At 72.7% G+C, this 24,446-nt stretch carries 20 protein-coding genes; 3 read left to right on the top strand and 17 right to left on the bottom strand.

The features are described from left to right. Positions 1 to 20: 20 nt before the first annotated feature. From B7K26_RS05805 to B7K26_RS05725, 17 genes are all read right to left on the bottom strand, one after another. Positions 21 to 737 carry a HesA/MoeB/ThiF family protein gene (locus B7K26_RS05805; protein ID WP_084077907.1) on the bottom strand — a complete coding sequence of 239 codons (717 nt, stop codon included), beginning with the start codon at positions 735 to 737 and terminating at the stop codon, positions 21 to 23. After that, positions 721 to 1,410, bottom strand: coding sequence for a sirohydrochlorin chelatase (locus tag B7K26_RS05800; protein ID WP_084077905.1), 690 nt, complete (start codon positions 1,408 to 1,410; stop codon positions 721 to 723). Before B7K26_RS05800 ends, B7K26_RS05805 begins: the two co-directional genes overlap by 17 nt. Beyond that, positions 1,407 to 2,519 (bottom strand): uroporphyrinogen-III synthase, encoded by a 1,113-nt coding sequence (locus tag B7K26_RS05795; protein ID WP_084077904.1) that lies wholly within the window; start codon positions 2,517 to 2,519, stop codon positions 1,407 to 1,409. Before B7K26_RS05795 ends, B7K26_RS05800 begins: the two co-directional genes overlap by 4 nt. Beyond that, entirely contained in the window at positions 2,520 to 3,749 is a 1,230-nt protein-coding gene (cobA, locus tag B7K26_RS05790) for a uroporphyrinogen-III C-methyltransferase (protein WP_084077902.1), read from the bottom strand. It abuts the gene before it with no gap. Beyond that, positions 3,746 to 4,120: a nitrite reductase small subunit NirD gene (gene nirD, locus B7K26_RS05785; RefSeq protein ID WP_084077900.1), complete on the bottom strand. Its 375-nt coding sequence runs from the start codon at positions 4,118 to 4,120 to the stop codon at positions 3,746 to 3,748. The genes cobA and nirD (B7K26_RS05785) overlap by 4 nt, the downstream gene beginning before the upstream one ends. Beyond that, the gene (gene nirB, locus B7K26_RS05780; RefSeq protein WP_084077898.1) at positions 4,117 to 6,687 is read right to left on the bottom strand and encodes a nitrite reductase large subunit NirB; all 2,571 of its coding nucleotides are present in this window, start codon (positions 6,685 to 6,687) and stop codon (positions 4,117 to 4,119) included. Before nirB (B7K26_RS05780) ends, nirD (B7K26_RS05785) begins: the two co-directional genes overlap by 4 nt. A 127-nt stretch (positions 6,688 to 6,814) precedes the next feature. Then, the gene (nirD, locus tag B7K26_RS05775; RefSeq protein ID WP_084077897.1) at positions 6,815 to 7,219 is read right to left on the bottom strand and encodes a nitrite reductase small subunit NirD; all 405 of its coding nucleotides are present in this window, start codon (positions 7,217 to 7,219) and stop codon (positions 6,815 to 6,817) included. Beyond that, positions 7,216 to 9,789, bottom strand: coding sequence for a nitrite reductase large subunit NirB (gene nirB / locus B7K26_RS05770; RefSeq protein WP_084077895.1), 2,574 nt, complete (start codon positions 9,787 to 9,789; stop codon positions 7,216 to 7,218). The genes nirD (B7K26_RS05775) and nirB (B7K26_RS05770) overlap by 4 nt, the downstream gene beginning before the upstream one ends. An 11-nt stretch (positions 9,790 to 9,800) precedes the next feature. Further along, positions 9,801 to 11,261 carry an FAD-dependent oxidoreductase gene (locus B7K26_RS05765; RefSeq protein WP_084077893.1) on the bottom strand — a complete coding sequence of 487 codons (1,461 nt, stop codon included), beginning with the start codon at positions 11,259 to 11,261 and terminating at the stop codon, positions 9,801 to 9,803. Then, positions 11,258 to 13,444, bottom strand: coding sequence for a molybdopterin oxidoreductase family protein (locus B7K26_RS05760; RefSeq protein ID WP_084077892.1), 2,187 nt, complete (start codon positions 13,442 to 13,444; stop codon positions 11,258 to 11,260). The genes B7K26_RS05765 and B7K26_RS05760 overlap by 4 nt, the downstream gene beginning before the upstream one ends. Positions 13,445 to 13,446: 2 nt before the next feature. Continuing rightward, a complete protein-coding gene (locus tag B7K26_RS05755) occupies positions 13,447 to 14,856 on the bottom strand; it encodes an MFS transporter (protein WP_084077890.1) in 1,410 nt (469 codons plus the stop codon). A gap of 284 nt (positions 14,857 to 15,140) precedes the next feature. Further along, on the bottom strand, positions 15,141 to 16,433 hold the full coding sequence (hemL, locus tag B7K26_RS05750; RefSeq protein ID WP_084077888.1) for a glutamate-1-semialdehyde 2,1-aminomutase: 1,293 nt from the start codon (positions 16,431 to 16,433) through the stop codon (positions 15,141 to 15,143). Next, entirely contained in the window at positions 16,430 to 17,401 is a 972-nt protein-coding gene (gene hemB / locus B7K26_RS05745; protein ID WP_084078581.1) for a porphobilinogen synthase, read from the bottom strand. Before hemB ends, hemL begins: the two co-directional genes overlap by 4 nt. A 5-nt stretch (positions 17,402 to 17,406) precedes the next feature. Then, positions 17,407 to 18,450 (bottom strand): uroporphyrinogen-III synthase, encoded by a 1,044-nt coding sequence (locus tag B7K26_RS05740; protein WP_084077887.1) that lies wholly within the window; start codon positions 18,448 to 18,450, stop codon positions 17,407 to 17,409. Further along, positions 18,447 to 19,367, bottom strand: a complete 921-nt coding sequence (gene hemC, locus B7K26_RS05735; protein WP_084077885.1) for a hydroxymethylbilane synthase — start codon at positions 19,365 to 19,367, stop codon at positions 18,447 to 18,449. The genes B7K26_RS05740 and hemC overlap by 4 nt, the downstream gene beginning before the upstream one ends. Positions 19,368 to 19,380: 13 nt before the next feature. Next, positions 19,381 to 20,616: an MFS transporter gene (locus B7K26_RS05730; RefSeq protein ID WP_159449623.1), complete on the bottom strand. Its 1,236-nt coding sequence runs from the start codon at positions 20,614 to 20,616 to the stop codon at positions 19,381 to 19,383. Then, the gene (locus B7K26_RS05725) at positions 20,613 to 21,254 is read right to left on the bottom strand and encodes a copper resistance CopC family protein (protein ID WP_159449622.1); all 642 of its coding nucleotides are present in this window, start codon (positions 21,252 to 21,254) and stop codon (positions 20,613 to 20,615) included. The genes B7K26_RS05730 and B7K26_RS05725 overlap by 4 nt, the downstream gene beginning before the upstream one ends. 117 nt (positions 21,255 to 21,371) lie before the next feature. On the opposite strand from B7K26_RS05725, the gene B7K26_RS05720 reads away from it, so the two are divergent. Genes B7K26_RS05720 through B7K26_RS05710 form a run of 3 tightly spaced genes read left to right on the top strand, consistent with a single transcriptional unit; the run spans position 21,372 to position 24,435 of the window. Next, complete coding sequence (locus tag B7K26_RS05720; RefSeq protein WP_084077879.1) at positions 21,372 to 22,517, top strand: glycosyltransferase family 1 protein; 1,146 nt, start codon at positions 21,372 to 21,374, stop codon at positions 22,515 to 22,517. After that, on the top strand, positions 22,514 to 23,659 hold the full coding sequence (locus B7K26_RS05715) for a glycosyltransferase (RefSeq protein WP_084077878.1): 1,146 nt from the start codon (positions 22,514 to 22,516) through the stop codon (positions 23,657 to 23,659). The genes B7K26_RS05720 and B7K26_RS05715 overlap by 4 nt, the downstream gene beginning before the upstream one ends. Further along, positions 23,656 to 24,435 carry a GDSL-type esterase/lipase family protein gene (locus tag B7K26_RS05710; protein WP_084077876.1) on the top strand — a complete coding sequence of 260 codons (780 nt, stop codon included), beginning with the start codon at positions 23,656 to 23,658 and terminating at the stop codon, positions 24,433 to 24,435. The genes B7K26_RS05715 and B7K26_RS05710 overlap by 4 nt, the downstream gene beginning before the upstream one ends. The last annotated feature ends 11 nt before the right edge of the window (positions 24,436 to 24,446 follow it).

Below are 24,446 nucleotides of genomic sequence, written 5' to 3'. Positions count from 1 at the left end.
GAACCTCCGATCGGTGAAATTCAGGTGCCGGCGGCGGGCGTCAGCGCCACGTCGCGCCACCGCCCGGTCCTGCCGTCGACGATAGCGAGCGTGCCAGCGAGTGACACGCCGACCCCCGCGACGAGCCTGACCGCCTCTCCCGCCATCGCGGCCCCCACCTGGCCGCACACGGTGCCCAGCACGGGCCCGCCGTCGCACGTGTCGAGGTCGAGGGCGTCCGGTCCGGGGAACACGTCGCCAAGGCGGTGGCCGTGGTCGAACACGGTGACCTGCCCGTGCCAACCCTGCACCGCGCCCCAGCTCACGGGGATGGTCAGCGCATGGGCCGCGGCCTCGATGGCTCGCCGCACTGGCATGGTGTCGGTCGCGTCGACCACCACGTCGTGGCCCGTGAGGAGGGCCGATGCGGTGGCGGCGGTGAGGCGCTCGGGCACGGCAGTCACGGCGCACCCGGGGGCCTGGCGGCCCAGCGCCTCGGCGGCCGCGTCGACCTTGAGCCGGCCCACGTCGTCGGGGCCGAACAGGATCTGGCGGTGGAGGTTGGACGCGGACACGTGGTCCGAGTCGACGAGCGTGAGCGCGCCCACGCCGGCGGCGGCGAGGTACTGCGCGGCGGGACAGCCGAGTCCGCCGACCCCCACGATGACGATCCGTGCCCCGGCGAGGGCGCGCTGGCCCTCGTCTCCGAACCCGGCGAGGCCGCGCTGGCGGGCGAACGCGTCAGGTGCCGAGGACATCGGCGAAGCGGTCGGCGACGATCTCGAGAAGCGTCGGGTGAGGAGCGAGCGGGGGCGTCACGTAGTCGGCGCCGGCCTCCTCGAGCCGGCGCTGGAACAGGCCCGGAGCCAGGAGGTACGACGCGACGGCGACAACGCCGTCCTCGCCGTTGACCCTGGCGTCGGCGACGGCATCGGCCACCGACGGCTTCATGCCGGCGGCGTAGCCGACGCGGACCGGGCCTCCCCAGCGCTCGCGCAGGAGCTCGGCGGCGGCGGCGGTGTCCGCCTGGCTGCGGGGGTCGGAGGATCCGGCAGCTGCGAGCACCACCGTCGCGTCCTCGGGCACGCCTGCCTCCTCGAGGCGCTGGTGAACGATGTCGAGCAGGCGCCCGTCGGGCCCCAGCGCATGGGCGGCGAGCACGTCCTGGCGCTCGGCCACGGCGTTGGCGATGTCGACGTACACGTGATAGCCGCCCGCGAGCAGGAGCGGCACCACGACGGCGCTCACGCCCTCGCCCGCCTCGACCCCCGCGACCACGTCAGCGAGCTCGGGTCCGTGCACGTCAACGTAGGCCTCGCGGACATCGAGGCCCGTGGCCTCGCGCAACTGGTCCACCACGGCGCTGATGGTCGCGCGGCCCTCGGCCGACCGGGTGCCGTGGCCACAGGCGATGAGGATGGGAGAGGTCATGCTGTCACCGCCAGGGCGTAGCCGCGCTTGACCACCGTGCGCACCAGGGCGCGGGACCCGGCATTCTCGCGCAGGCGATTGATCGCGGCCTCGACCGCATGGGGTCCCGCCTGGGCGCCGGGAAGGAGGCCTCCCAACTGCTCACGCGTCAGCACGTTGCCGCGCGCCGTGGCGAGCGCGCGCAGAATCTCGAGACCCGTGGGCGTCAGCGGCAGGACGCGCCCGTCGAGGAGGGCGGCGGTGGCCCGCATCACGAGGCCGCCGTCGGGGGTGGCCAGCGCGGCGGTGTTCTCGCTGTAATGCTTGACCAGCTCGCGGACGAGGGCCCCCAGCCGCCACCTGTCGGGCCAGTGTGCGACGAGGCCGGCATCGATGAGCGGCGCGGCCGTCACGGGGCCCACGCAGGCGAGCACCAGCTCCCCCGTCGCGGCGCGGGCCGCAATCGCGTCCCGGTGCCCCGCATCGTCCACCCCCGCGAGCCACGCGCTCGCGCCCGGCGCGGAGGTGAACAGCACGGCGTCGACGCAGCCTGACGCCGCCGCCTCGATCATGGCGAGGTGCGGCTCGGGGTCCACGGGCGGGCCCCAGCCGTAGACCACGAGCGACTGCACGGTGGCGCCGGCACCCGCGAAGGCCTCGTCGAGGCCGTCGGAGCCGTTGCCGTGGTGCTGCACAGCAATGTTGAGACCCTCGACCCCCTCGGCGAGCAGGTAGTCGCGCAGCTCGGCCGCCGTCTCGGACTCCGCCACCCAGTCGGCCTCGAGGCCCTGCTGCTGGATCGCGCCGCGAGCCTTGGGCCCGCGCGCGATCAGGCGCGCGCCGCGCATGGCGGCGAGCAGGTCCTCGGCGAGGCCCGCGGCATCGGCCGCCTCGACCCATCCGCGAAAGCCGATGCCCGTGGTCGCCACGACCACGTCGGGAGGGTTCGCGATGACGGCGCGCGTGTCCTCGAGGAGGCGGGCGTCGTCGAGGTGAGGAATGGTGCTGAGCGCGGCGGCGTGACGCACTGTCGCCCCCCTGCGCTCGAGCGCTGACGCGAGCTCGCGCTTGCGACGATCGGCCGTGATGACCATCACGCACCCGGTGAGGGGCTCCCCCGCGTCGGTCATTCAGTCCCCCTTCGGATCGGGCGTCGCCGCGACCGCTGAGGCCAGCAGGCCCGGTCGTGCGACGTCGCCCACGACGATAATCGCCGGAGGTTTCACCCCTGTTTCCCTCGCGATAACGCTGATGTCGTCAAGGGTGCCGCGCGTCACGCGCTCCCGTGAGGTGGAGCCGTTCTCGACGATCGCGACGGCGGTCTCGCCCGAGCAGCCGGCGCCGCGGGCGGACTCGACGATCTGCTCCAGGGCGCTCACCCCCATGAGGAACACCACCGTCGCGCCGGCCGCCATCGCCGCGACGGCCGCGCGGTCGGCCCCGGCGTGGCCCGTCGTCACGAGCAGCGAGGTCGCGACGCCGCGCTGGGTCACGGGGATGCCCACGAGCGCGGGAACGGACAGCGCGGAGGTGACTCCAGGGACGACCTCGACGTCCACGCCCGCCTCGAGGCACGCGTGGACCTCCTCGCCGCCCCTGCCGAACACGTACGGGTCGCCGCCCTTGAGGCGCACCACCGTCTTTCCCTGCTGGGCAAGCTCCACGAGGATCCGGTTGATCTCGTGCTGCGGGACGGGGTGATGGGTGGGGCTCTTGCCGACGTTGATGACCTCGACGTCGTAGGGCACCGTGACGAGCAGCTCGGTGGCGCCAAGGCGGTCGGTGACCACGGCATCGGCCTCAGCGAGGGCCTGGCGGCCGCGCACGGTGATGAGCCCGGGGTCGCCAGGGCCGGAGCCGACGAGGATGACCCGGCCGGCGCCCTCGCGCTCGCGCCGCATGTCCATCTCGCCCGCGTCGAGGCGCTGCGCGATCTGGTCGCGCACCTTACGGATGCGGCCGGGGTCGGGGGCGCCGGTCGACAGCACGCCGATGGTGATCTCCCCGTGGCGGCTCGCTGCCGCCTGGCGCGCCGTCCCGCGCGACGCATCCGAGGCGTCGATGCACCAGATGCGGCGGGACTCTGCCCACCGCGCGACGGTGTCGTTGAGCGCCTTGTCGTCGGTGGCCGCGAGCACGAACCACGCCCCGTCCAGGTCGGACTCCTCGATGCCGCGACGCACCAGGGTCACGTCCCCGTGAAGGGCGTGGCGCTCGAGATCGGCGTCGATCTGGGGGGCGACCACGGTGACGTGGGCGCCCTCGGACACAAAGCGGCGCACGCGCCGTGCGGAGACGGAGCCACCGCCCGCCACGACCACGCGCCGCCCGCGCAGGTCGAGACCGAACAGTGCCGTCATGCAGTACCTACCAGGTGGATGATCACCTGGCCATTGTCGACGCTCACGGGGTAGACGGCCAAGTCGGCGGCGTGTCCCGCCTGCGGAGCCTTGTCCATCGTCACCAGGCACTGCCCCGTGAGCAACGAGAACACCTGCTTGTAGATGGGCGACGCGATGGTGGGTACCTCGCCGCGCGACCCGGTGATCCCGCGGCTCATCACGTGCGCGTCGGAGAACGGGTCGAGGTTCTGGACGGCGTGGACGCTGCCGTCGTCGAGGCGGAACACCGCCACCTGGATGCCCTCGACAAGCGCGGCGACGCCGAGGTCGGGGGTGAGGTCGTCGTAGGCGCACACGGCGACGGCCGATGCGGGGGCCAGGGTGGTCATCGGGTCTCCTCCAGGGATGCGGAGCCGACGAGCGCGACGCGCTCGGCGGGGGTGGCGGGGCGGCGCTGGCCGCGCTCCTCGACGTAGGCGAGGGACGGGTCTGCCGTCTCGGGGGCGTTGACGAAGCTGGTGAACTGCTTGAGGCGCTCGGGGTCGTCCAGGACGGCCTTCCACTCGTCCTCGTACGTGTCGAGGTGGTGGAGCATGTGCGCGTCGAGGTCCGCGCAGATGCCGAGCGAGTCCTCGAGGATCACCTCGCGGATCGCGTCGAGCCCGCCCTCGTACTCGGCCTGCCACGGCGCGGTGCGCTGCAGGCGGTCGGCGGTGCGGATGTAGAGCATCAGGTAGCGGTCGATGGCGCGGATGACGGTGTCCTCGTCGGCGTCCTCCACGAGCAGCTGGGCGTGGACCGGAGAGAATCCCCCGTTGCCGCCCACGTAGACGTTCCAGCCCTTCTCGGTGGCGATGACGCCCACGTCCTTGCCGCGCGCCTCCGCGCACTCGCGTGCACACCCCGAGACGCCGACCTTGATCTTGTGGGGGCTGCGCAGGCCGCGGTAGCGCTCCTCGAGGCGGATCGCCATGCCCACCGAGTCCTGGACACCGTAGCGGCACCACGTGGAGCCCACGCAGGACTTCACGGTGCGCAGGGACTTGCCGTACGCGTGACCCGACTCCATGCCCGCGTCCACGAGGCGCTGCCAGATGTGGGGAAGCTGCTCGAGGCGGGCGCCGAACAGGTCGATGCGCTGGCCGCCCGTGATCTTCGTGTACAGCCCGAAGTCCTTGGCGACCTCGGCGATCACCATGAGCTTGTCCGGGGTGATCTCGCCGCCGGGGATACGGGGCACCACCGAGTAGGTGCCGTCCTTCTGCATGTTCGCCATCACGCGGTCGTTCGTGTCCTGCAACGCCGCGCGGTCCTCGGCCAGCACGTGGCCGTTATAGATCGACGCGAGGATCGAGCCGACGGTGGGCTTGCAGATGTCGCAGCCGTGGCCGGTGCCGAAGCGCTCGATGATGTCGGAGAACGTGGTGAGGCCGGCGACCTGGATCGCAGAGAACAGCTGGGTGCGCGACATCTCGAAGTGCTCGCACAGCGCCTGCGACACCTCGATGCCCGCCTTGCCCAGCTCCGTGGTGAGGATCTTCTTCACGAGCGGCAGGCACGAGCCGCACGCGGTGCCGGCGGTGGTGCAGGACTTCAGCTCGCCGAGGTCGTGAACGCCGTCCTCGTTGACCGCGTGGCGGATGGAGCCGGCGGTGACGTTGTTGCACGAGCACACCGTGGCCTCGTCGGGCAGCTCCAGCTCGGGGCGCGCGGCGGCGCCCTCGGGGAGGATCCACGAGCTGGGGTCGCCGGGGAGCGCGGCGCCCACCATCGGCCGCAGTTGGGCGAATGCGCTCGCGTCGCCCACGAACATGCCGCCCAGCAGGGTCGACGCGTCGTCGGTCATGACGAGCTTCTTGTAGGAGCCGGAGAACGGGTCGGAGTAAACGACCTCGAGCGCGCCTGGAGTGGCGGCGAACGCGTCGCCGAAGCTCGCGACGTCCACACCCAGCAGCTTGAGTTTGGTCGCGGTGTCCGCGCCGAGGTACGCCTCCTCGCGGCCCAGGAGCCGGTGAGCGGTGACATCGGCCATGGTGTTGCCGGGGGCGATAAGGCCGATTGACACGTGCCCGTCCGCTGCGGCGGCGGCGCACTCGCCGATGGCGCTGATGCGGGGGTCGGCGGTGCGGCATGCGTCGTCGACCACGATGCCGCCGCGCTCGGCGACGGCGAGGCCGGCCTCCCGGCCCAGCTCGTCGCGGGGCCGGATTCCGGTGGCGAAGACGACGATGTCGACGAGCTGCTCCGAGCCGTCGGAGAAGCGCAGGGTGCCCGCGCGGCCCTCGGCGTCGGCCACCACCTCGGTGGTGGCGAGCGACGTGCGGACCTTGACGCCAAGGCGCTCGATGAGGCCCTTGAGCGCCTCGCCTCCTGACTTATCGACCTGCAGCGCCATGAGGCGGTCGGCAAACTCGACGACGGTGGCGGTGGCGCCCATGGACTGGAGCGCGCCGGCGGCCTCGAGGCCCAGGAGGCCTCCGCCGATGACGGCGCCGCGCACGGGGCGACCCACGATGGCCTGACGGGAGCGGACCCAGTCGCGCATGCGAGCAACGTCGTCGAGGGTGCGGTACATGAAGACGCCGGGAAGGTCGATGCCGGGAAGCGGCGGCGCCCAGGCCGAGGAGCCGGTGGCCATGACGAGGTGGTCGTAGGCGAGCGCCTCGCCGTCGGCGAGGGTCACCGTCGCGGCGTCGCGGTCGATCGCGACGGCGCGGGTGTCGCGGCGCAGCGTCACCGCCGGGTCGTCCCACAGCGCCTGGTCGCCGAGCAGGAGGTCCTCGGGGCCGGCCTTCGAGAAGAAGCTGGTGAGCGCCACGCGGTCGTACGGCGCGTACGCCTCCTCGCCGATCACCTCGACGTCGAACCTGCCCTCCGCATCGGACGTGCGCAGGGACTGGACGAAGCGCTGGGCGACCATGCCCGCACCTACGACGACGATCTTCTCGGTGCCCATGGCACCCCTCCTCCCCCGGCCGTCGCGCGTCCGGGGAACCGCCGCGGCGTGCGCCGCGCGACCCTCGCGCGTGACCGGGTACTTCGAGGTTAGGTCCCGGATTCGGGCGGATTCCGTGACCTTGTCCCTACATCGGGCCTGGCACATCGACGTGCACCATGCCGTCGCGGACGGTGACGCCGAAGACGACGAGGTCCGCAGGCAGGTCGCCGTGCGGCTGCTTGTCCATCGTCGCCAGGCACTCGCCAGTGAGCAGGGAGAACACCTGCTTGTAGATGGGCGACGCGATGGTGGGTGTCTCGCCTCGCGTGCCGGTGATGCCGCGGCTCATCACCGAGGCCCCCGAGAACGGGTCGAGGTTCTGCACCGCGTGCACGGTGCCATCGGCCAGGCGAAACAGCGCCACCTGGGTGGTGCCGACGAGCGCCGCCGCGCCGAGGTCGGGCGTCAGCCTGTCGTACGCGCACACCGCCACACCACCCTGGCTGGCCGATGCCTCGGCCGAGCCCGCGTGCGAACTCACCGCGGTCACGACCGCACCTCCAGACGCGACGGCGCGATGAGCACCGCTCCGGACGAGCGCTCGGCGTCGTTCGCGGGGCGGCGCTGGCCGCGCTGCTCGACGTACGCCAGCGTGGGGTCGGGCTCGTCGGGGGCGTTGACGAAGCTCGTGAACTGCCTGAGACGCTCGGGGTCCTTCAGGACTGCCGCCCACTCGTCCTCGTAGGAGTCGATGTGGCGCGCCATGTGGGCGTCGAGGTCGGCGCAGATGCCGAGCGAGTCGTCCATGATGACCGCGCGGATGGCGTCGAGGCCGCCCTCGTGGTCTTCCTGCCACGGCGCCGTGCGCTGCAGGCGGTCGGCGGTGCGGATGTAGTACATGAGGTAGCGGTCCACCAGGCGGAACACCGCCTCGTCGTCGACGTCCTCGACAAGAAGTTGCGCGTGCTTGGGGGTGAAGCCGCCGTTGCCGCCCACGTAGATGTTCCAGCCCTTGTCCGTGGCGATGACGCCCACGTCCTTGCCGCGTGCCTCCGCGCACTCGCGCGCGCATCCCGAGACGCCGAGCTTGATCTTGTGGGGGCTACGCAGGCCGCGGTAGCGCAGCTCGAGCGCGATGGCCATGCCCACCGAGTCCTGGACTCCGTACCGGCACCAGGTAGACCCGACGCAGGACTTCACGGTGCGCAGCGACTTGCCGTACGCGTGACCGGACTCCATCCCGGCGTCCACGAGGCGCTTCCAGATAGACGGCAGCTGCTCCAGACGGGCGCCGAACAGGTCGATGCGCTGGCCGCCCGTGATCTTCGTGTAGAGCCCGTAGTCCTGGGCGATCTGGCCGATGAGGATGAGGTGCTCGGGGAGGATCTCGCCTCCTGGCACGCGCGGCACCACGGAGTACGTGCCGTCCTTCTGCATGTTCGCCATCACGCGGTCGTTGGTGTCCTGGAGCGCCGCGCGGTCGGCCGCGAGGACGTGCTCGTTGTAGATCGAGGCGAGGATGGAGCCGATGGTCGGTTTGCAGATGTCGCAGCCGCGGCCGGAGCCGAAGCGCTCGACGATCTGCGAGAAGGTGCGCAGCTCGCTCACCTGGACGGCGGAGAACAGCTGGGCGCGCGACATGTCGAAGTGCTCGCACAGCGCGTGGGACAGCTCGATGCCGGACTTCTCGAGCTCCGTGCCGACGATCTTCTTGACCAGCGGCAGGCACGAGCCGCACGACGTGCCCGCCTTGGTGCAGGCCTTCACCTCGCCGATCTCGTGGCAGCCCTGGTCCGTGACCGCGTGACGGATGGTCCCGGCGGTGACGTTGTTGCACGAGCACACGGACGCCTCGTCGGGGAGGTCGACGTTGGGCCGCTCGATCGCCCCCTCAGGAAGGAGCCATCCGGCGGGGTCTCCCCCCAGCTCCGCCCCCACCAGCGGTCGCAGGCTCGCGTACGCCGACGCGTCGCCCACGAGGATGCCGCCCAGGAGGGTGCGCGCGTCGTCCGTGACGACGAGCTTCTTGTAGACCCCCGCGACCGGGTCGGCGTACGTCAGTTCGAGCGAACCGGGGGTGGTCGCGAACGCGTCGCCGAAGCTCGCGACGTCCACGCCAAGCAGCTTGAGCTTGGCAGCGGTGTCGGCGCCGGGGAAGGTCGACTCGCCTCCCAGGAGCCTGTCCACGGCGATCTCGGCCATCGTGTTTCCCGGCGCGATGAGGCCGATGCACGCCCCCTGGATGCACGCCACCTCGCCGATCGCGGAGATCGCGGGATCCGCGGTGAGGCACGTGTCGTCGACCACGATGCCGCCGCGCTCGCCGATCGCGAGCCCCATGTCGCGGCCCAGCTCGTCGCGCGGCCGGACACCCGTGGCGAAGACCACCACGTCGACAAGCTGCTCGCCCTTATCGGCGAACTTCAGGGAGCCGACGTGGCCGTGCTTGTCCGGCTTGATGGCGTCGGTCGCGGTGTTGCAGCGCACCTTGACGCCCATTCCCTCGATAAGCCGGCTGAGCGCCTGGCCGCCGCCCTCGTCCACCTGAAGATTCATGAGGCGGTCCGAGAACTGGATGACCGTCGAGGTGGCGCCGAGTTCCTGGAGCGCGCCTGCCGCCTCGAGGCCCAGCAGGCCGCCGCCGATCACCGCACCTCGCACGGTGCGGCCCAGCTCTTTGCGGCGTCGCTCGACGTAGATGCGCAGCGCGGCAACATCATCGATGGTGCGGTAGACGAAGACGCCGGGAAGGTCGCCTCCCTTGACCGGCGGCGCCCAGGCGTACGAGCCGGTCGCCATCACGAGGTGGTCGTAGGGGTGCACCACGCCGTGGACGTCGGTGACCTCGCGCGCCTCGCGGTTCACGCTGACGGCCTTGGCGTCGCGCCGCAGCGTCACGAGGGAGTCGTCCCACAACGCCGGGTCGCCGAGCGCGAGGTCCTCCGGATCCTTGCCCGTGAAGTAGCTGGTGAGCGCCACGCGGTCGTAGGGGGCGCGGGGCTCCTCCGCGAGCACCGTCACGGCGTAGCGGCCCTCGGTGTCGCGCGCGCGCATCGCCTCGGTGAAGCGGTGCGCGACCATGCCGCCGCCGACGACGACGATCTGCTGGGTCTCGGTCATGGTGTTCCTCCTCAACCCGCGAGCGCGGGAACCTTGTCTGGCGTGGCGGCCTCGATGAGGCGGGCGACGTTGCCGCGGCAGTCACCGCAGCCCGTGGACGCCCGCGTGGCCTTGGCGACGTCCTCGACGGAGGCGCAGCCGCCGGCAATCGCCTGGGTGATGCGCCCCTTCGAGACCGTGTTGCACTGGCACACGGTGGCGTCGTCGTCCATGTCCTCCACCGCGACGGCGGCCGCGGGGGCGGCGCCGGCGAGGGGCCGGATGATGAGGTGGGCGGGGTCCGCCGGCACGGGGATCATCCGGGTGTACATGGCGGACAGTTGCGAGGCGCACTCCTTGTCCCCCACCACTGTCGCCCCCACCAGCAGCCCGTGAGACACGACCACCTCGACGAAGCGGCCGATGCTCGGGTCGGCGAGGCGCACGGCGCGCAGCTCCCGCTCTCCGTGGTCGAACTTTCCCGATAGCCCCATCGTCACGACGTCGAGCCCCGAGGCCTTGACCCTCACCACGTTGGTGAGGTCCTCGTCGGCCTCGCGCGCCACCGGCACGGAGGCGCCGGACCAGGCGTCGACGAGCCGCGTGGCCTGGTCCCAGCCCTGGGCCACGAGGCCCGTGCCGCCCTCGGGCGGCTGAGCACAGTCGCCGATCGCGAAGACGTTGGCGTCGGCGGGGCTCGCGAGGGACGCGTCGACGAGGATGCCGCGGTCACACGGCAGCCCCGCGCGGCGCGCGAGCGACGCTTCGGGGATGGTTCCCGCGCACATCACGAGCAGGTCGGTCAGCACCTCGGTGCCGTCGGTGAGGCGAACGGCGCTGAGGACGCCGCGCCGGTCGAGCGCTGCGGCGACGGACGTGCCCGTCACGACCCTGACGCCCAGGCGCGCGAGGGACCCGGTGGCGATCTGCGCGGCGGCGTCGCCCAGCTGGCGCTCCATGACTCGCCCGGAGTGGTGCACCAGGGTCACCGACAGGCCCCTCGCCGCGAGGCCCGTGGCGACCTCGAGCCCGAGGACCCCGGCGCCCAGGACGACGGCCCTGCGCGCCTTCGGCAGCCTCGCCAGGATGCCCTCGGCATCGGCCAGGTCCTTGAGGACGCTCACGCCGGGGATGAGGCCCCGGTCCGTGGCGACGCCGTGGATGTCGGGGATGCGCGCCGCGGAGCCGGTAGCGAACACCAGGCGGTCGTAGCCGTGGACATCGCCGCGTGAGTCGGTGACGGTGCGGGCGGCGCGGTCCACCTCGATCGCGTGGACGCCCGCGAGGACGGTGGCGCGTGCGGGATCGACGGCGCTCATGGCGAGCGCGGCGGGATCGGTCTTTCCCGCGACGACGCTCGATAGCAGCACCCGGTTGTAGGGTCCGCCGGGCTCGCGGCCGATGACGGTCACCCGGGCGCCGGGTTCGCGCGCCACGAGGTCCTCGGCGAACCGCGAGCCGACCATGCCGTGGCCGATGACGACGACTCTCATGCGGGGGCTCCTTCCTTCAGGCGTGCCGGCGCGATGCGCACGGCAGTGACCTTGAACTCGGGCATGCCGCTGATCGGGTCGGTGACGTCGTTGGTGAGGCGGTTGGCGCTTCCCTCGCCTGCCCAGTGGAACGGCATGAACACCGTGTCGGGGCGGGTGTCCTCGGTCAGGCGCACCGTGGCGTGGCCGCGGCCGCGCGCCGTCGTGAGGGAGGCCAGGTCGCCGTCGGCGAGCCCCAGGCGGTCGGCGAGCAGCGGGTGCATCTCAACGAACGGCTCGGGCTGGGCCGCGACGAGCTCGGCGACGCGGCGCGTCTGCGCCCCCGACTGGTAGTGCTGGAGCACGCGCCCCGTGATGAGGTACAGCGGCGCCTCGGCCCGCACGTCGTCGGCCGGGGCGTGGTGGTCGACGGGGATCATCCTGGCGCGGCCGTCGGGGGTGGGGAACCCGTCGAGGAAGACGCGCGGGGTGCCAGGGTGTTCGCCGCCGGGCCCGTCGCCCCGGACGGGCCAGAACAGCTCCTCGCCGCGGTCCAGCCGCGCGTAGGTGACCCCGGAGTAGTCCGCCTTGCCGCCGGCCGAGGCACGGGCGAGCTCCGCGAACACAGCCTCCGGCTCCGTGGGGAAGCCGCTGTCGACGCCGAGCCTGGCGGCGAGCCGGTTCAGGATCCACAGCTCGGAGCGGGCCTCGCCGGGGGCATCGGCCGCCTGCCTGCGCCGGATGATGCGGCCCTCGAGATTGGTCATGGTCCCCTCCTCCTCCGCCCACTGCGTGACGGGGAGAATCACGTCGGCGAGCATGGCCGTCTCGGAGGGCACCAGGTCGGCGACCACCAACAGGTCCAGGCGGCCCAGTGCGCCGCGCACCTTGTCGGCGTGGGGCGCCGAGACCACCACGTTGCTGCCGTGCACCAGCAGGGCCTTGGGGCCGTCCGCGGTGCCGAGCGAGTCGAGCAATTGGACCGCGGGGACCCCGGGCCCCGGCAGGGTGTCGGGGTCCACGCCCCACACCCCGGCGACGTGGGCGCGCGCGGCGGGGTCCGTGATCATCCGGTAGCCGGGCAGCTGGTCCGACTTCTGGCCGTGCTCGCGCCCTCCCTGGCCGTTGCCCTGCCCCGTGACGGGCCCGAAGCCGGAGCCCTCGCGGCCGACGAGCCCCAGCAGGAGGGCCAGGTTGATCGCGGCGGTGACGCCCGCGGTCCCCTGGCTCATCTGCTCGAGCCCGCGGCCGGTCAGCACGTACGCGCCGCGCCCGCCACGCGAGGGGGAGGCGGCGGCGAGCAGGCGCGCGGTGCGACGCAGGTCGTCGGCGGGGATGCCACACACGGCCTCCGCGCGCTCGGGCCACCACGCGGCGACCGAGCGACGCACCTCGTCGAGGCCGTTCACGCGGGCGTCCAGGTAGGCGGCGTCCTGCAGCCCCTCCGCGAGCACCACGTGGGCGAGCGCCAGCAGCACCACGAGATCGGTCCCGGGCACCGGCGAGAGGTGGATGCCCTGACCCTCGCGGGTCAGCCGCGCGGTGACGGTCTCGCGCGGGTCGACCACCACCAGGCCGCCGCGCTCGCGCACGCCGGCGAGGTGCTGCACGAAGGGCGGCATGGTCACGCCCATGTTCGAGCCGACGACGAGCACCGCATCGGCCCCACCCAGGTCCGCCAGCGGGAAGCCGAGCCCGCGGTCGAGCCCGAGCGAGCGGTTCGAGGCCGCCGCGGCCGAGGACATGCAGAAGCGGCCGTTGTAGTCGATGTACCGGGTGCGCAGCACGACCCGCGCGAACTTGCCCAACGCATACGCCTTCTCGTTGGTCAGCCCCCCGCCGCCGAAGATCGCGACGGCGTCGCGGCCATGGGCCTCCTGCAGCACGGCGAGGCGGCCGGCGATAAGGTCGAGCGCCTCTTCCCAGTCGGCCTCACGGAAGCCGCCATCCTCGGTGCGGATCAGCGGCATGGTGACCCTGTCCTTGGCCCGCAGCACCTCCGCCGACGTCCACCCCTTCTGGCACAGCCCACCCCGGTTCGTGGGGAACTGGCGACCCGAGACCTCCACCGGAAGGGGCGCATCGGCCGCCGTCCTGGTGAGCGTCTGCGCGCACTGGAGCGCGCAGTACGGGCAGTGGGTCGCGACCGCGTCGCCCGGAGGGGTACCGTCCCCGGGCGACGCGGTGCCGTGCGATGCGGGCACGCTCAGACCCCCTGCATCCTGGCGCCCTTGCGCAGGTAGAACACCCACGTGAGCGCCGCCATGAGGAGGAAGACTCCGATGTAGATCTGGAGGGCGGGGACGATCGACCCCTCGAAGGACTCCCGCGACCACTTGTAGACGAACGGGATCGCGAAGCCGCCGAAGGCGCCGACCGCGGAGATGATGCCCACCGCGCCGGCGCTCTGGCGCTTGAAGTCGAGGACGCGGGACTCGTCGGGCTCGCCGTCCGCGTCGCGCAGGCGGTTGAAGATCGACGGGATCATCCGGTAGGTGGACCCGTTGCCGAGCCCCGTGATGAGGAACAGCGCGAGGAAGCTGACGAAGAACATCGGCAGGTTCTCCCCCTGCACCCCGAGCACGGCGCACCAGCCGGCGCAGGCCATCAGCACGAACGCGCACGCCGTGATGATTGAGCCGCCGAAGCGGTCGGCGAGGCGACCGCCGTAGGGGCGGGCGAGCGAGCCCAGCAGGGCGCCGAGGAAGCCCCACCCGAGCGCGATGTCGGCCCTGTCGAAGACCACGGTGAGCAGCGTCGGGAACGCGGCCGAGTAGCCGATGAAGGAGCCGAAGGTGCCCACGTAGAGGAAGGCCATCAGCCAGGTGTGGCCGTGGCGCAGCGAGCGACCGGTCGGCTTGGGGTCGGCCTTCGCCTCGCGCAGGTTGTCCATGAAGACGAAGGCGAGCACGGCGGCGATGACGGCAAGCGGGAGGTACACGAGGCCCGCCATGGCGAGGCCTACGCCGCCGATGCCGATGACGACGGGTACGAGCTTCTGCGCGACGGCGACGCCGATGTTGCCGCCCGCGGCGTTGAGCCCGAGTGCCCAGCCCTTGGCCTTGTCGGGGTAGAAGAAGGTGATGTTGGACATCGACGAGGCGAAGTTGCCGCCGCCAAAGCCGGCCGTCGCGGCGATCGCGACAAGCACGCCGAAGGACGTGTCGGGGCGGCCCACGACCCACGCGAGGCCCGCGGTCGGGATGATCAGCAGCAGCGCGGAGATGACTGTCCAGTTGCGGCCGCCGAAGATCGGCACGGCGAACGTGTACGGGATGCGCAGGAAGGCGCCGACTCCCGAGGCGACAGCGAGCAGGGTCAGCCCCTGCTCGGCGGTCAGCGCCCAGCCGTTGGCGCCGGCGGCGACGAGGGTGCCGGCGTCATCGAACGTGCCGTACATCCGCACGACGACGATGGACCACAGCATCCAGATGGAGAAGCCGATGTGCTCGGCGACGATGGAGAAGATGAGGTTGCGAAAGGCGATCGCCTTGCCCTTGGCCTCCCAGAAGACCTCGTCCTCTGGCGTCCAGCGCTCGATCCATCGGCCCCTGCCGATGACGCCTGGCTCGACAGCCGCGGTCGCTGCCTGATCCTGCCGGTCCGTAACGGACATGACCCCTCCCAGGGTTCCGTGTGTGGTGGAAGCCCGGGCCGCCATCGGCTGTCGATCGCTCCGCATCAGCGATCTTCCGGACACTCATCACGGTAGGGAGGGGATGTTTCGCCGCCAGGCGGCTTGTGTGAAACGTGGGGGAACTCTTCCTCACCTCACGAGAGGGGTCGGTGTGAGGTGAGATGCGGGCGGTCGCTCGCTGCACGTCCCCTGGCAGGACATGAGGGTCACCTGAATCGATTGACGCGACCTTCATGTCCTGCCAGGACGCACAGCGCGGACGGCTAAACCGCCCAGGCCGATGCCGCGGCGACGATCGCGTCGACGTCGGCCTCGGTGTGCTCGTGCGACAGGAACCACGTCTCAAAGGCGCTCGGGGGGAGGTAGATGCCAGCGTCGTGCATCGCGTGGAAGAACCGCGCGAAGGCCGCCGTGTCCTGCGCGGCCGCCTGCTCGAAGGTGACGGGCGCATCGGCCAGACCCAGGAAGAACGAGAAGAGCGTTCCCGCGCGGCCCACGGAGTGGGTGACCCCGGCGTCGGCAAAGGCGCCCGACACCCCCGCGATGAGGCGGTCGCCCAGCGCGCTCAGGTGCGTGTAGACGTCGTCGGTCAGGAGTCGCATGGTCGCGAGGCCAGCGGCCACGGCCACAGGGTTTCCGGACAGCGTGCCGGCCTGGTAGACGGGGCCCAGCGGCGCGAGCTGCTCCATGAGGTCCGCGCGCCCGCCGAGCGCCGCGACGGGCATGCCGCCGCCGATGACCTTGCCGAACGTGACGAGGTCGGGCTGCCACGGCTCCACGCCGGCGGTGAGGTCCGCGTCGCGCTCGATGCCCCAGTAGCCCGCGGGGCCGGCACGGAAGCCCGTGAGGACCTCGTCGACGATGAACACGGCGCCCTCGTTGCGGCACAGGGTCGCGATGAGTCGGTTGAATCCCGCGGGCGGCTGAACGGTGCCCATGTTGGCCGGGGCGGCCTCGGTGATGACGGCGGCGATCGACTGGCCGTGCTCGGCGAAGGCCGCGGTCAGCGCGTCCTCGTCACCGTAGGGAAGCACAAGAGTGTCGACGGCCGCGCCCTTCGTGACGCCGGCCGAGTCGGGAACTCCCGCGGTCGCGAGGCCGGAGCCGGCCGCGACCAGCAGCGAGTCCGAGTGGCCGTGGTAGCAACCCGCGAACTTCACGATCACGTCGCGGCCCGTCGCGCCGCGCGCGAGGCGGATCGCCGTCATGGTGGCCTCGGTGCCGGTCGACACGAGGCGGACGCGCTCCGCCGGGGCGTAGCGGCCGCGGATCTCCTCGGCCAGCTCCACCTCGCGCTCCGTGGTGGCGCCGAACGACAGGCCACGCGCGGCGGCCTCCTGCACGGCCTGCACCACCGTGGGGTGGGTGTGGCCAAGAATCGCGGGGCCCCAGGAGCCGACGAGGTCGACGTACTCGCGGCCGTCGGCATCGGTCACGCGGGAGCCGCGCGCCGAGGCAATCGGCACGGGCTCTCCCCCGACGCCGTTCCAGGCGCGCACGGGAGAGTTGACGCCGCCGGGCAGGATGGCCGCGGCGCGGTCGGCACGGATGCTCACATGTCCTCCTTGAGCCAGGTCGCGGCCTCGACGGCCGCATAGGTCAGCACGATGTCGGCGCCGGCACGGACGATCGACGTGACCGCCTCGAGGTGCGCGACGCGGCGATCGATCCAGCCACGCTCGGCGGCGGCCTCGATCTGCGAGTACTCCCCCGACACGTGGTACGCGGCAACGGGCACGGCCGATGCCGCGGCCACGTCGGCGAGCACGTCGAGGTACGGCAGGGCCGGCTTCACCATGACGATGTCGGCGCCCTCCGCCTCGTCGAGCGTGGACTCCACGAGCCCCTCGCGACGGTTGGCGGGGTCCATCTGGTACGCCTTGCGATCGCCGACGAGCTCGGACTCGACGGCGTCACGGAACGGCCCGTAGGCGGCGGAGGCGTACTTGGCGCTGTAGGCGAGGATGCTCACGTCGATGAGGCCCTCGGCGTCGAGCGCGGCGCGCACGGCGGCGGTCTGGCCGTCCATCATGCCGCTCAGCCCCAACACCTCGGCGCCGGCGCGGGCCTGGGCGAGCGCCATCTGGGCGTACACCTCGAGCGTCGCGTCGTTGTCGACGCTGCCGTCCGCGGCGAGGACACCGCAGTGACCGTGGTCGGTGAACTCGTCAAGGCACAGGTCCGCCATGACGACAAGGCGTCCGGCCGATGCCTCGGCCGCCCTGGCGATCGCGAGGTTGAGAATGCCGTCGGCGGCGCACGCGGCAGTGCCGGTCGCGTCCCGCACCTCGGGAATCGCGAAGAGCATCACTCCGCCGATGCCCGCGGCGGCGGCCTCGTCGATGACCCCCGCGAGCGAGTCGAGCGTGTGCTGGCGGACGCCGGGCAGCGACTCAATCTCGCGCGGCGCCTCGAGGCCCTCGCGCACGAACACGGGCAGCACCAGCTGGGCGGGGTGGACATGGGTCTCGCGCACCAGGCGCCGCATAGCGGGGGTGGTGCGCAGGCGGCGGGGGCGGCGCACCAGGCTCACGAGCGCTCCTCCTCGACCATCACGGGCGCCCAGGCGGGCCGCGCGGGGGCGTCGTCGGACTCGGAGTCGGCGTCGGCAGCCTCGTCGAAGCCGTCGTCCTCAACGTCGGCTCCGGAGACCTCGTCCTCGCCCTCCGCGGCATCCTCGGGCGCCTCGACCTCGGCCTCGGGCGCGGCGTCGTCCTCGACGTCGGCGACCACGGCATCGGCCGCAACCTCGTCCTCCTCCGGCTCGTCGGGCTCGGGCTCGGCCACGTCATCGGCCTCGGCGGGCGCGGCGCTCAGCGCCTCGACGAGCCCCGCGACGATGCCGTCGTAGGACGGCGCCTGCGCCACGGCGGCGAGGCGGAAGCCGGCGGCCCGCGCGGCGGCGGCGGTCATGTCGCCGATCGCGATGAGCATGACGTCGTCGGACAGCTCGGGAACGGTGGCTGCCAGGCGCTCGGCCACGGAGCCCGAGGTGAGCAACACGGCGTCGATGGTGCCGTGTGCGAGCATCTCGCGGACGTCTGGGTCGGGCCCGTCGCCGTCCACGGTGCGGTAGGCCTCGACCACGTCGACGCTCCAGCCCTTGCGGGCCAGCCCGCGCTCGAGCACCGGCGAGGCCAGGTTGCCCAGGGGCGCGAGGATCTTGCCCTCGCCCTCGGGGAACTCGGCGACCATGCCGCGAGCGTTCTGCTTGTCCGTGGGCACGAGCGTCACCTCGAGCCCCACCTCGGCGCATACGGAACGCGTGGCCTCGCCCACGGTCGTCACCTTGGCCTCGGGCTGGGCGTTGCCGAGCGACGTGCCGCGGCGGCGCGCGATCGCGTCCATGGCGAGGACGGCGTTGCGACTGGTGACGGCCATCCAGTCATAGTCACCCGCGCACCACGCGAGGGTCGCTTCCTCGAGGCGCTCGGGGTCGCTGGGGCCGTCGATCGCGATGAACTCGACCTCCTCGACCAGCGCGCCGGCGGCGGCGAGGCGCTGCGCGAGGTGGCGGCGCTGCGCGGTGACGGGGACGAGGAGTCGCTTGCCCTCGAGGATCGACAGGTTCACGGGGTTCCTCCCATCAGGCGCCCGGCACCGCGGCCGAGCAGGGTGTGTCCGATGCGCCGCCCCACGGACGCCGCCTGCGCGGCGGGTCCGGAGGCGGTCTCGTTGAGCGCCAGGGTTCCGGCGGTGTTCACCACGCGGGCGTGCAGCGTGAGGGTGGCGCCGTCGACGGTGGCGTGGGCGGCCACGGGTGCGGCGCATCCGGCCTCGAGGACCTGCAGCACTGCCCGTTCCGCGATGACCGCCGCGCGCGTGTCGGCGTCGTCGAGCGAGCGCACCACGTCCGCCCACTCGGGGTCGGCATCGGGACGGATCTCGATGCTCAGCGCGCCCTGGCCGGGAGCCGGCACCATCGCCTCGGGGGCGAACAGCTCCGTGGCGTCGTCGAGGCGTCCGAGCCTGCTGAGGCCGGCGGCGGCCAGCACCACGGCGTCGAAGCCGTCGTGGAGCTTGCCCAGGCGGGTGTCGACGTTCCCACGGATGCCCTCGACCCTGAGGTCGGGGCGCAGCGCGAGCACCTGGGCGGCGCGGCGCGGCGACCCGGTTCCCACGAGCGCACCGGCGGGGAGGTCGTCGATTCCGGCGCCGAGCGTGCACAGCGCGTCGCGCACGTCCTCGCGCGGCGGCACGGCGGCCAACTCGATCTCGGCGGGCTGCTCGACGGGGATGTCCTTCAGGGAGTGCACCAGCAGGTCGCACTCGTCCGCGAGGAGGGCGTCGCGCAGGGCGTTGACGAAGACGCCGGTCTGGCTCAGCCCCACGAGGGAGGCGCGGTTGACGTCGCCCTCGGTGGTGATGTGGACCAGCTCGACCGTGAGGTCGATGCCCCGCGCGGCCGCGGCGGCCTCGATGTCGCGGGCGACCATGCCGGACTGGGTGCGCGCGAGCTCGGAGGCGCGGGTTCCCAGGCGAAGTTTCATGGGGTCAACTCTTTCACAACGCCGCGACCGTGCGAGAACGGCGGAAACCGGGGCCGACGGCCATGAGCACCAACGCCACGCCGGTGAGGACGAGCGCGGCCCAGGCGGGTGCCTGATAGCCAAGGCCGGCGGCGATGATGAGGGCGCCGATGCCCGTGCCGAGTGCCGATGCCGCGTTGAGCGCCGCATGCGACAGGGCCGAGCCGAGCGACGGCGAGCCGTGCAGGACGTCCATGAGGTGTACCTGCCCGCTCTGGGCGTAGATCTGAGTGGCGATCGCCAGCAGGAACAGCAGCGGGATGGTGGCGACGGGGCTGGATCCCACGGCGCCGATGCCGAGCAGCGCCGCGGCGGTCAGCCACAGCCCGAGGCGGCCGGCCGACAGGTGATCGCGGTCCGTCAGACGCCCTCCCACGAAGGCGCCGACGGACGTGCCGACGCCCCACAGCACCAGCACCCAGGTCACGGCGGAGGGGTCGAGGCCGTTGTCGATCTCCAGCAGGGGCACGATGTAGGCAAGCACGGCGCCGAGGCCGCTGAAACCGACGGTGATGGTGACGATCGCTGTCCACAGCGGCACCGACCGCATGGCGGTCATCTCCTGCCGGGGCGAGGCGTGGGGGTTGCCGGGGACGTCGGGCGTGAAGGCCCACACCGCGGCGAAGGCGAGCAGGCCCACCGCCGCGACGACGGCGTAGGAGGCGCGCCAGCTCACCGCCTCCGACAGCCACTGGGAGAACGGCACGCCGATGATCTGCGAGCAGGTGAGGCCCAGCATGATGATCGCGACGCCCGTGCCGCGACGCTCACGCCCCAGCACGGTCATCGCGACGAATGACGCGACGCCGAGCAGCGCGCCGTGCGGAAGCCCGGCGATGAAGCGGATGCCGATGAGCGCGCCGATGCTCGGGGCCGCCACCGTGGCGACGGAGAGCAGCGCGAACGCCAGGGACAGCACGACGAGCAGGGGCCGGCGCCCCACGCGGCCGAGGCCCACGAGGATGAGCGGTGCGCCCACGACCACGCCGAGGCAGTACGACACCTGCGCGAGGCCGAGGACATCGACGGTGGTGCCGAGGTCACGCAACTGGTCCTGCATCACCGCGGGCGCGGCGTTCTGCGAGATGCCGATCGAGAATCCGATCAGCGCGAAGGCCGCGAGGACGTAGCGCGCACGCGGGCTCGTCGCGGTGCGCGGCAGCCGCCATCGCGGCTGGCCCGCGGCGCTCAGCGCGGGAAGGTCGGTCACCGCCGGTTGACGGCGACGAGCGCCGTGACGCCCGTGCCGATGACGGCGGCTCCGACGACCCACCAGATCCACGCGGGAACGCCGCCCTCGTCGTCGGCCTCTGCGGCGGCCGTGGGCGAGGGGCTCGCGGAGGCGTCCGTCGTCAGGGGGACGGCCGATGCGGAGGCGCTCGGCGTGGCGGCGCGCGCCTCCTTGGAGGGCGAGTCGCTGGGGCTGGGGGTGGGAGCGGCGCTCGCCGTGGCATCGGCCCCGTCGCCTTCGGGGGCGTACGTGAAGTCGATGACACCCTCGATGGGGTGGCCGTCCTCGGCGACGACGCGCCACACGAGCTGGGTGTCGCCCTCGGGGAGGTCCACATCCACGGTGGCCGCGATGCTGGTGGGCTCGGGGAACGTGGGCTCGAGCGCGTGGGCGGCACCCTCCGCGTCGACGATGCTCAGCTCGTTGCCGATCTCGAGCAGGTCGCTCGTGAACGTCAGCGACACCTCGTCGAGCAAAGTGACGCTCGCGCCCTCCGCGGGGTTCGATTCCTTGAGGTCGGTGTGCGCCGAGGCCGCCGGCGCGATCATCACCGCCGCGATCGCGGCGAGAGCGAGGACAACGAGGGCACGGGAACGGGCGAGGACCGGCGACTGCATAGCCGCCATCATCCCATGCGCCCGTGTGCCTCCGTCACGGTCCGGACACCCAAGGTTCACCGGGCTTTCGCCTCCCGGGTCTCCATCGTCGCCGCCGCGGTGGCGACGATGGAAGTCGTGAGAGTCGCGCTGGTAGCCGAGTCCTTCCTCCCGCACGCGAATGGCGTCACGCATTCGCTCCTGCGGGTCATCGAGCACCTCACGGCACACGGGCATGAGGCGCTCGTGATCGCCCCCGAGCCGCGCGGGCGCGGACCGGTGCGGTACGGCGTGGCCCCGGTGGTGCGCCTGCCCTCCGTGGGGTGGCCGGGGTACGCCGACGTCAGGGTGAGCGTCGCATCGGCCGCACGGGTCGAGCGCCTCCTGGCGGACTTTTCGCCGGACGTGGTCCACCTCGCCTCCCCCTTCATGCTCGGCTGGACCGCGGTGCGCGCGGCAGCGGCGCTCGACCTTCCCACCGTGGCCGTCTACCAAACCGAGGTGCCCAGCTACGCCGCCCGCTACCGCGCGCCGTGGGGCGAGGCGCTGCTGTGGAATCGGGTGCGCGAGCTGCATTCCCTCGCCGACCTCACTCTCGCCCCCTCCACGCACGCGGAGCGCCAGCTCGAGGAGCACGGGGTCCCGCGGCTGCGGCGGTGGGGGCGCGGCGTGGACACCGTGCGGTTTCACCCCTCGCGTCGCGACGAGGCGCTGCGACGCGAGTGGGCACCGCGGGGCGAGCGCATCGTCGGCTACGTGGGCCGCCTGGCCCCCGAGAAGCGCGTCGACCACCTCGCTCGCCTCGCCGCCGTCGCGGGAGCCCGTCTCGTGGTGGTGGGTGACGGCCCCAGCCGCGACGAGCTCGAGGCAAGCCTCCCCGACGCGGTCTTCACCGGCTTCCTTGCGGGTGAGGCGCTCGCCCGGGCGATGGCGTCGTTCGACCTCTTTGTGCACTGCGGAGACCTCGAGACGTTCTGCCAGACCATCCAGGAGGCGCACGCCTCCGGGCTTCCCGTGGTGGCGCCGCGCCGCGGCGGACCGGTGGACCTGGTGGCGGAGGGCGTGACGGGAATGCTCTACGACCCCGGCAAGCCCGAGGAGCTGGTCGCGGCGGTGCAGGGGCTCGTCGACGATGACGAGTGGCGGGACCGCGCGGGGGCGCACGCCCGCGACGCCGTGCGCGACCGCACGTGGGCCTCGGTCTGCACGCAGCTGATGGGCTACTACGAGGAGGCCATCGGCATGCATGCGCGCCCGCTCGCGTCCGCGGCGGCGGGCGCATGAGGATCGCGCACGTCGCCAACTTCTACGGCCCGCGCTCGGGAGGGCTGCGCACCGCCATGCACGCGCTCGGCGCGGGCTACCGGCAGCGCGGCCACGAGGTGCTGCTGGTCGTGCCTGGCACCCGCGACGTCCGCGAGGACACGCCGTGGGGCACGCGCGTCACCCTGCGCTCGCCCCTCATCCCACGCAGCGGAGGGTACCGCGCCATCGTCAGGCTCGACGCGGTGCGCACGGCGCTTGCACGCTTCGCGCCCGACGTCCTCGAGGTGTCCGACCGCACCACGCTCACGCCCCTCGCCGACTGGGCACGCGCCGGCCACATCCCCACCGTGTTCTTCGCGCACGAACGCGCCGACGGTGTGCTGCGCGCCAACCTCGGGCCCGCGCTTACTCACGCTGCCTGGATCCGGCGCGCCGTCGACCGTCACAACTCCGCGACACACGCCCGCTTCGACGCCGTCGTGTGCACCACGGACTTCGCCGCAGGCGAGTTCACGCGACTCGGCCTGCCGACGGTCACCGTGCCGCTGGGCGTCGACCTCGCCCGCTTTCACCCCTCCCGACGGGATCCCGCGTTGCGAGGACTCCTGGCGGCCCCGGACGAGTCGCTCCTGGTGCTCGCCTCGCGACTATCCCGCGAGAAGGCGCCGCTCCTGGCAGTGGAGGCCGTGCGGGTGTTCATGAGTCAGGGTCGCCGCGTCCGGCTGGTCGTGGCAGGCGCCGGCCCGCTCGAGCCGCGCATGCGGCACCTCGCGCAGGCACTTCCCGTCGATCTCCTGGGATTCGTCGACAACGCGGAGCGCTTCGCCGCACTCCTCGCGACGGCCGATGCCGTGGTCGCCCCTGGCCCCATCGAGACCTTCGGGCTCGCCGCGCTCGAGGCGCTCGCCTCCGGCACGCCGGTGGTGGCCCACGCCGAATCGGCGCTGCCCGAGGTGATCGGCGCGGCGGGGGTGGAGGTGCGGGGGACGCCGGGCGACGTCGCGGCCGGCATCCGCACCCTGCTGGCGCGCGACCCGGTCGTGAGGCGTGCCGACGCACGGGCACGCGCCGAGACGATGCCGTGGGAGCGCACCGTGGAGACCATGGAGGCGCTGCACCTGGCCGCCCTCGCGGGGGTGCGGGTCAGTGAGGCGGCGTGAGCGGCCCGAGCGTCGTCGCGCTCGGCGACTCGATCACCCTGGGTGTGGGCGACGGCGTGCGGGAGGACTGGGGTCACGTGGGCTGGGCGGCTCACGCGGCCGCGGCGCTCGGTGCGCGCGCCTTTGCGAACCTGGCCGCGAACGGGACCCGGGCCCGGGACCTCGCCGCCCAGGTGGCTGACGCCGTCGCGCTCGATCCGGACGTGGCGCTGCTGACCGTGGGAGGCAACGATGCGCTGCGAGGAGACTTCGACCCCGGCGAGGTGGAGAGGTGCACCCGCGCGGCGCTCGTAGAGCTGACGCGCGGCGACCGGGCGGTGGTGCTCGCCACTATCGACCGCATCGGCCTGTTCGACCTGCTTCCCGAACGCGTCGCGAGCGCCATGGCCCGGCGAGCCGAGGCGGTGAACGCCGCGCTGCGACGGGCTTCTGCCGGCATGCCCGTGACGATCGTCGATGGCTCCGTCATCTTCGCCGCGGACGGCGCCCACGCCTGGCACATCGACCGCATTCACCCGTCCCAGAGGGGGCACCGGGCGCTCGCGCGCGCCGCCGTCGAGGCGCTCGGCCCGGCGTGGCCGCAGGTTGCTCCCCTGTCGCCGCCGGCGCGGGAACCGTCGCTCGCCGCCCGCGCGTGGTGGCTCACGCGTCACGGCGTGCCGTGGGCCGCGCGGCGCAGCCGCGACCTCCTGCCTCAGGTGCTGCACACGGTGCGGGCCGAGATGCGGGCCACCACCGCATCGGCCGCGGACACGACAACGGCGGGGCGGCCCTAGGGCCGCCCCGC

It is taken from the genome of Demequina sp. NBRC 110057 (assembly GCF_002090175.1).
GTDB lineage: Bacteria > Actinomycetota > Actinomycetes > Actinomycetales > Demequinaceae > Demequina.
Note: the sequence above shows the minus strand (reverse complement) of the source record. Positions and strands in the feature narration are given on the sequence as shown.